The organism is Verrucomicrobiota bacterium (assembly GCA_037139415.1).
GTDB lineage: Bacteria > Verrucomicrobiota > Verrucomicrobiia > Limisphaerales > Fontisphaeraceae > JBAXGN01.
This window is the reverse complement of the sequence record JBAXGN010000355.1, coordinates 1-2,429: the sequence shown is the minus strand read 5'-3', so window position 1 is coordinate 2,429 and position 2,429 is coordinate 1. Positions and strand designations below refer to the sequence as shown.

The window sequence follows — 2,429 nt, the reverse complement described above, 5'->3', positions numbered from 1 at the left end:
CTTTATTCAAAAACCTGCAAAAAATCCGCATTGTTAAGTCCGACAGGCTGCTAGTCAAACGCGTGACCGGCACAGCAGAGGACGTTGCGCACTTTGTGGCACACGAGGTCTTTGACGTGCGTGCGGGCCGGGCCGAGGTACTTGCGCGGATCGAATTCCTTGGGGTTTTCAAAGAAGGCCTTGCGAATGCCAGCGGTCATCGCCAGACGGAGGTCGGTGTCAATGTTGACCTTGGCGCAACCGTTGCGGCGGGCGATTTCGATGTCGGATTCGGGAACGCCTTGGGCGTCTTCGCCGATTTTGCCGCCGTATTTGTTGATTTCTTTGACGAGTTCCTTCGGCACGCTGGAGGCGCCGTGCAACACCAGCGGGTAATCGCCCATGCCGGCCTCCATGAGGGCCTTTTTGATGGCCTTCAGGCGGTCAATGTCCAGGTGCTGTTCGCCCTTGAACTTGTATGCGCCGTGCGAGTTCCCAATGGCGATGGCGAGGGAGTCCACCTGGGATTCTTTGACAAATTTGACGGCTTCATCCGGGTGGGTGTAATGGCCGCCCGCAGAGAAGTTGCCGCCTTCTTCGCCTTCATCGAACTGCGCGCCGACGAGGTGGCCGAGTTCGCCTTCGACGACGCAATCGTGTTTGTGGGCGTATTCCACGACTTTGCGGCAGATTTCAACGTTCTTCTCGAACGGTTCGTGGCTGACGTCAATCATGACGCTGGTAAAGCCTTCATCAATGCATTGTTTGCACAGGTCAAACGTATCGCCATGATCCAAATGCACCGCGATGGGGATGTTCGAGAGGTTCACGGCGGCTTCGATCAACTTCTTCAAATAAACCGGGTTGGCGTATTGCCGGGCGCCTTTGGAAATCTGGAGAATGACCGGGGCCTTTTCTTCTTCGCAGGCCTCAATGATGGCCTGGATCAGCTCCATGTTATTGACGTTGAACGCGCCCAGCGCATATTTGCCTCTCAACGCTTTGGCGAACAGATCGCGAGTATGTGTCAATGGCATAAATCGTTTTATTAGGTTACTCAGGTTTATCACGGCGTTCAACCGTGATGATGTTCGAATAGTACGGACCCATCCCAAAAATGGAAACTAAATTTACCCGTTATTTTTGCCGCCCACTTGCGAAGCAAGGGGTGGGCGGGCGGCAAATCGGTTGGGGTGATCCGCGCCCCAACCGGAACCGGCTTACTTTAACTGATCCGGGTTCAACGGTTGCAAATCCTTGGGGACAAAGAGACCATCCTTGCGGATCAATTCGCCATCAAACCAGATCTCTCCCCCGCCCCACTCGGGACGTTGGATGAGCACCATGTCCCAATGTACGGCGGAGCGGTTACCGTTGTCGGCAATCTCGTAGGCCTGGCCGGGGGTGAAATGGAGCGACCCGGCGATCTTTTCATCAAACAGGATGTCGCACATCGGGTTGAGGATATACGGGTTGAAGCCCAGGGCGAACTCACCGATGTAACGCGCCCCTTTGTCAGTGTCCAGAATTTCGTTAAGCCGTTTGGTATTGCTGCTCGTGGCTTTCACCACTTTGCCATCCTTGAACTCCAGGCAAACGTCACTGAAGCGGGTGCCGGAATACAACGTGGGGGTATTGAACTTGATGACGCCGTTCACGGACTTGAGCACCGGGCAGGAGAACACTTCGCCATCCGGGATGTTCAATTTGCCTTCGCACCCTTTGGAACCAATACCTTTGATGCTGAAGGTCAGGTCGGTGCCGGGCGACTTGAGTTGGACGCGGTCCGCCTTTTTCATGCGCCGGACCAACGGTTGCATGGCCTTGGCCATCTTGCGGTAATCCATGGCGCAGACTTGGAAATAGAAATCCTCAAACGCCTCGGTGCTCATATTGGCGGCCTGGGCCATGCTGGGCGTCGGCCAGCGCAAGACACACCAACGCGTCTTGTTCACCCGGTAATCGAGCACCGGACGCACAGTTTTATTGTAGAGAGCCATCCGTTCGCCGACCACATCCGCAGATTCATTGGCATTCTGGGTGCCGCGCACCGCGATGTAGCCCTGCATCTTCTTCATGCGAAACAGCTCAATGTCCCGCATCAGCGCCGCGTGCTCTTGGTCCGTCTGCCGGACCACCTCGCGCGTCACCCGTCCATGGCGAATCTCAATGACGGGGATCGCGCCCACCGCCCGGGCGGCCCGCATGAGTTCCACGGAGAACTCGTCGGGTACCTCAAACATTTCCAACAACACGCGTTCGCCCTTTTTCAGGGTCAACGAATATTCCACCAACAGTTTAGCCAGTTTGGTATAGCGCGGATCAGTCATAGCGTGGCGATCCTATCCCTTGAGCCTAAACATGTCCAGCCAGGAAACCGCAGTTCCGAATTAGCCTATGGCTGATTTTTCATTTAGGTAACCATGAGGAATGGCAGACGGTTACAAGCG

At 55.4% G+C, this 2,429-nt stretch carries 2 protein-coding genes; both read right to left on the bottom strand.

From position 1 onward, the window contains the following. Nucleotides 1–50: 50 nt before the first annotated feature. Complete coding sequence (locus tag WCO56_29580; GenBank protein MEI7733753.1) at nucleotides 51–1,016, bottom strand: ketose-bisphosphate aldolase; 966 nt, start codon at nucleotides 1,014–1,016, stop codon at nucleotides 51–53. A 183-nt stretch (nucleotides 1,017–1,199) separates the two neighbouring features. Beyond that, on the bottom strand, nucleotides 1,200–2,309 hold the full coding sequence (locus tag WCO56_29575) for an aminopeptidase (GenBank protein ID MEI7733752.1): 1,110 nt from the start codon (nucleotides 2,307–2,309) through the stop codon (nucleotides 1,200–1,202). Nucleotides 2,310–2,429 lie beyond the last annotated feature (120 nt).